The organism is Candidatus Eisenbacteria bacterium, from assembly GCA_016867495.1.
Taxonomy (GTDB): Bacteria; Eisenbacteria; RBG-16-71-46; order CAIMUX01; family VGJL01; genus VGJL01.
Genome location: VGJL01000196.1, coordinates 1 through 4,674, shown reverse-complemented (window position 1 = coordinate 4,674; position 4,674 = coordinate 1). Strand labels below are relative to the sequence as shown.

Below are 4,674 nucleotides of genomic sequence, written 5' to 3'. Positions count from 1 at the left end.
AAATCAAGGCCCAGGCAAAGTACGATCTCTATCGGATGCGCGACATGAACTGCTACATCGGGATCAGGGGCACCGGGAACACGATGGAGCTTTCCGACGTCCCTTCCGAGAAGCAGAAGATGTGGGGCAAGTACTACGCCACGCCGGTTCACTTCAAGGTGAGGGTCCCCAAGACCCGGTGGGTCGTCCTCCGCTACCCGAACGAGTCGATGGCCCAGAACGCGCGCAAGCCGCTGCACATCTTCGAGGACTTCTACTTCAATGTCTGCACGCTCGACTATGCCAAGATGTCGCGCGCCATGGATCCGCTGAAGGAACTCGTCGATCGGACCGACCGCGTCGAGATCAAGGCGCCCAAGACCGACCTCAGCCTTTCGGTCGCCGGCCTGAAGAGCATCAAGTGCGACGGCCACCTGAACATTCCCGACGGCGAACTCTACACGGCGCCCGTCAAGAACAGCATCAACGGGACGATCTGCTTCAACACGCCCGCGCTCTTCGAGGGGACGGTCTTCGACCAGATCATTCTCCGCTTCAAGAACGGGAAGGTCGTCGAGGCCGACGCGGGCGCGCAGTCGCAGAAGCTGAACGAGATCCTGGACAGGGATGGCGGGTCGCGGTACGTAGGCGAGTTCGCACTGGGGTTCAATCCCTACGTCACCTACGCGATGCTAGACGCCCTCTTCGACGAGAAGATCGCGGGGAGTCTCCACATGGCGCTTGGGAACTCCTATGACGATTGCTTCAACGGGAACAAGTCGGCGATCCACTGGGACCTCGTGCATGTCCAGCGTCCGGACTACGGCGGAGGGGAGATCTACTTCGACGGGAAGCTCGTGCGCAAGGACGGTCTCTTCGTGCCGAAGGAGTTGCAGGGGCTGAATCCGAATCGGCTGAAGTAGGCCGGGGAGAGGTGGCAGAGGGGGGCGGGTAGCGGAAGAGCCAAGGGGTGTGGGTTCGAGGGGGACCTATCCTTCCCGAGAATCTCGTCGAGCTTGCTACGCTTTCAGTTAGCGTAGAGCCTCGGTAGGGTTCCGCGCATGCTCTGCGCCTGGCGTCAGGCTTGTGATCATCCGATGTCCAGCGCTCAGATCGTCTGCCCGAGTGACAGCGGGAGTCCTCGGCAAAGACGACCTCGGACGAGATCTCCAAGAGGCACAGGCGTCCTACGGACCGCCGCGCTCGTCCGCGACCCTGACAGACCCTATTTCACGATGACGATGCGGGTGCTCCGAATTCGGCCGCCCGCCAAGACCCAAGCCAGATACATTCCCGGCGCGGCGGTGTGCCCGCTCGCGTCGCGACCATCCCAGACGAGATCCAGCGCTCCTGGCGCCCGGCAGCCCTCGTAAAGGTTCCGCACAAGACGCCCGCTCACGTCATGGATGCTGACGCGCGTCGAGCCAGGGTCCGGCATGGAGAGCCGGAGCGTCACCTCGCCAAACGCAGGGTTGGGGTAGGCCTCGAGGCGCAGCCGCGAGCGGACGATCGGGCTTCCAGCGATCCCCGAAGACGGGTCGCACTGCGCCGGTGTGATCCGGAGTTCGTGGATTCCGACCCCGTAGCACGCAGAGTAGACCAGGGATCCTAACACCGCGATACCGGCCCCACCGCCTGCGGCGGTTCCGATGACCGTCGGAGCCTCTGGATCCGAGACATCGACGACATCATAGGAGCCGTCGTTCGAGGTGTAGACGTAGTCGCCGCTGATCGCGATGCCGGGGAAGACAGATCCGCCCCGCGGTGAGTCGACCGTCGCGACGAGCTGTGGATTCAGCGGGTCCGCGATGTCGACCACCTCGAGCGCGTGCCGGTTGAGGAAGGCATGATTCCCCGAAATCTCGATGGCGGTCCCGAACACCCCATCCAGACTCGCCGCGATCTGAGGGCTCCAGGGCACAGCGATGCGAACCGCCAGGAGACGGTAGGTGAAGGGCGAGGAGGGCGTTCTGACTCCCACGAAGGCATACTCCCCGGCGACGGCGATGCCGTAGGCGGACAGCGAGGTATCCAGGACCCCGACGACTTGCGGTGTGCCCGGATCGCTGACGTCGAAGACGGAAAGAAGACCGCGCGAACCGTCGTCGCCCGTGGCGTACACATGACTGCCGGCGACGGCGATCGACCGCAGACCATACGAAGTGCCGACGGTTCCGATCAGGCGAGGATTCGGCGGATCGGTCACGTCGGCTACCGCGAGGCCTCGCTCCATCGCCACATATGCGAACGGGGGGAGTACGCGGAGGCTGACCGCGGGTGACGGCAGCGCCGCGCTGCCCACAATCAGCGGCGCAGCAGGTTGCGAGACATCCACTGCCAGGAGACCGGCTTCGCTGTCCGCGACATAGGCGTGGTTCCCCGAGACCGCCACGTCACGCGCCTGCGCCGGCGTGACAACCCTCCCGACGATCGGAGGATTGCGGCCGTTGCCCAATTGATAGACGTAGAAGTCATCAGCGGCGATGCATATGTTGCTGCCAAGCACCGCGACTTCGCCGCCCTGGCCGGGCACCCTCCCCAGGAGATCCGGCGCAAGTGGATTCGAGAGGTCGTAGATCTCGAGGAGCCCTCCCGTTGAAATGAAGAGCCGCCCGCCGGCGATACACTTCCTGCCGAACGCGGTGGTCATGCTGCCGGCAACCACGGGATGGGAGGGATCCGCGATGTCGATGATGTCCAGGGCGCCGACGTAGGCGTAGCGGCCCGCCACCACGAGGCTTCCATGCGCTGAGGACAGGGGCAGCTCGGCGGCGAGGAAAGGCGCGTGAGGATCGGAGATATCGATCACGTCGAACCACGACGGGTACGGGTAGTGCACCTGATCACAGACGGTGAGGTAGGCGTGGTCGCCGGCAACGGCCACCCCCTCGACGCCTCCCGGCAGCGCCACGCTGCCGACGATCGCAGGCTGATCTGGATTCGAGGCGTCGATCACGTGCAGACCCCGGAAGACACAGTCCTCCCCAACATAGCAGTAGCTGCCGGAAGCAGCCAGCGATTTGATGTCACCTGGAACGTATAGGCTCCCTCGCAGCTCCGGGTGACGCGGATCTCCCCCACTGACAACTTGTACGATTCCGCCCCTGCAATACCCGAGTCCATCCGAGGCATAGACGTGGCCCCCCGAGGCCGCCACCCTCGCGCCCCAGTCTGCGCCGCTGTTCAGATGGGAGAGGATCTCCGGGCCGCTGGGAGCCATCGGGTCGACATTGATGAAGTACAGGCCGGTGCCCGATGGCACGACGGCCGCCGGTCCCGAGATCGCGGTGGAGGATGCGTTGGCGACGAACGAGCACACCCAATGCACGTATTCGCCGTAGTCGATGCACTCCGACAGCGCGACGGATGGGACGCAGAGACGGGCTGTCAGGAGGACGAAGGCCCGCAGACGGAGAGACCGCATGTCAGCCTCCTTCTTGGGGGCGCGCGCGACCCGCCGAGCGAAGGCGTGGAAGTCGCTTCGTGGCAATCGCGGATGTGCCACCGCTTAGCCATAATACGCTCAACGGCTCTACGGGTCCACTTCAACCGAGCCTGCTCACCAGCTTCAGGTGCAGTCCTCGGACGCTTCCCACGGGCACGAGAGCGGTGCCGCGTGCGACCAACCTCACTTGAACCAGTCGCAGGATTCCCCTGCCGTTCCTCTTTCGGACTTCGTAGAGGACCCCCGCTACCAGATCCGCAGAGACGCTGGAAGCTGGCGATCTGCGCGTCGGGATGCTCTTCGCGTTAGCTCAGCCGATGCCGATTCACGGGGGGCTTCAGCCGAATCGTTCATGCCCCACTCGCGTCCCCTTCGTCCGGAGATGAGGGCCGCGCGCAGAATCCCTCGTAATCGATCAGGCTGTCGATCCGGGGACGCTCGCCGCAGCAGGGACAGGTCGGATCGGCCTGCACGGCGATGCTGCGGAAGTGCATCCTGAGCGCGTCATAGACGACGAGCCTGCCGGTCAAGAGGCCGGGAAGGCCGAGGAGCAGCTTGATCACCTCCGTCGCCTGAAGGAGACCGATCACGCCGGGAAGGATGCCGAGGACCCCTCCTTCGACACACGTGCGGATCATGCCCGGCGGAGGCGGCTCGGGATAGATGCACCGGTAGCACGGCCCGCCCGGCAGCCCGAAGATGGCGACCTGCCCCTCGAACTGGAAGACGCTCCCATAGACATTCGGCCTGCCGAGCAGGACACAGGTGTCGTTGATGAGGTACCGGGTCGGGAAGTTGTCGGTCGCGTCGACCACGACGTCGTAGTCGCGGAAGATCTCGAGGGCGTTGGCCGGCGTGAGCCTCGTCGCGTGCCCTTCCGTCCGGATGTACGGATTGAGGTCGCGGATCCTCTCGATCGCCGAGTCGATCTTGGTCCTGCCGAGATCGGCGGTCCCGTGGAGGATCTGCCTGTGCAGGTCGGAGGGATCGACCGTGTCGAAGTCCACCATCCCGATCTGTCCGACGCCCGCGCCAGCGAGATAGAGCGCCAGCGGCGAGCCCAGTCCGCCGAGTCCGATGACGAGAACGGAGGATCCCTTCAGCCTGCGCTGCCCTTCCCGGCCGACATCGGGGAGCGACAGGTGGCGGGCGTAGCGGAGCGTCTCGTCGGCCGTGAGCTTGGGCGGTACGGTCTCCATGGCGGCATGGGGAGGCGCGACGATCGTGAGGACATCGCCGTTCTCGATGCG

3 protein-coding genes are annotated in these 4,674 nt (G+C 64.8%); 1 reads left to right on the top strand and 2 read right to left on the bottom strand.

What is annotated here, in order from left to right:
- The coding region (locus FJY88_12045; GenBank protein MBM3288065.1) for an aminopeptidase at window positions 1-902 on the top strand (902 nt) is incomplete at its 5' end.
- A gap of 302 nt (window positions 903-1,204) precedes the next feature.
- On the opposite strand, the gene FJY88_12040 is transcribed toward FJY88_12045, so the two are convergent.
- Entirely contained in the window at window positions 1,205-3,403 is a 2,199-nt protein-coding gene (locus tag FJY88_12040; GenBank protein ID MBM3288064.1) for a hypothetical protein, read from the bottom strand.
- A 371-nt stretch (window positions 3,404-3,774) separates the two neighbouring features.
- Window positions 3,775-4,623 carry a molybdopterin-synthase adenylyltransferase MoeB gene (moeB, locus tag FJY88_12035; protein MBM3288063.1) on the bottom strand — a complete coding sequence of 283 codons (849 nt, stop codon included), beginning with the start codon at window positions 4,621-4,623 and terminating at the stop codon, window positions 3,775-3,777.
- Between the last annotated feature and the right edge of the window lie 51 nt (window positions 4,624-4,674).

Excerpts from the sequence above, each read along its gene's own strand:
- FJY88_12040 (MBM3288064.1), bottom strand. The coding sequence starts at position 3,403 with ATGCGGTCTCTCCGTCTGCGGGCCTTCGTCCTCCTGACAGCCCGTCTC.
- moeB (MBM3288063.1), bottom strand. The coding sequence starts at position 4,623 with ATGGAGACCGTACCGCCCAAGCTCACGGCCGACGAGACGCTCCGCTAC.